Origin of the sequence: uncultured Pseudoteredinibacter sp. (assembly GCF_947500695.1) — a bacterium.
In the GTDB taxonomy this organism is placed as follows: Bacteria; Pseudomonadota; Gammaproteobacteria; order Pseudomonadales; family Cellvibrionaceae; genus Pseudoteredinibacter.
Genome location: NZ_CANMSS010000030.1, coordinates 1 through 576, shown reverse-complemented (window position 1 = coordinate 576; position 576 = coordinate 1). Strand labels below are relative to the sequence as shown.

Sequence of the window (576 nt, the reverse complement as noted above, 5' to 3'; positions counted from 1 at the left end):
AATTGGATCGATTGACTATAAGAACAGGAAAAATGGGGCTTTGTTAAAACTTAGCCATACCACTTGCATCGTGCAGGCACTCGGGGTCGGAACCCGCGGGTTCTGACCCCACTTTGGGATGAATTCAGTACGACCCACCATAAAAAAAAGGGCCGCCCGTGCCAGCTTTTACTATCTCAGATGAAATTCGGACTGGATTAATCACAATAGGCTAAGGCTTATTGTGACCCTGCGGGCTTCGTCGCTAACGCTCCTCGTTCTGAATGCTAGGTCGCATTCAGTCGAACCGACTGAAGGAACCAAGTCCAGCACGGCCCACCATAAAAAAAGGGCCGCCCGAATGGGCAGCCCTTTTTGTATGGTGGGTCGTACTGGATTCGAACCAGTGACCAATTGGTTAAAAGCCAACTGCTCTACCAACTGAGCTAACGACCCGTAAACTCGTGGTATAAAAGTTCTGTGTGATTTAAAGCCGCTCAGTTAAAACTTCAAATCTAAATATGGTGGGTCGTACTGGATTCGAACCAGTGACCAATTGGTTAAAAGCCAACTGCTCTACCAACTGAGCTAACGACC

1 tRNA gene is annotated in these 576 nt (G+C 47.9%); it reads right to left on the bottom strand.

The features are described 5' to 3' along the window. Window positions 1–359 precede the first annotated feature (359 nt). Window positions 360–435 (bottom strand) — tRNA-Lys (locus Q1A08_RS21350). Window positions 436–576 lie beyond the last annotated feature (141 nt).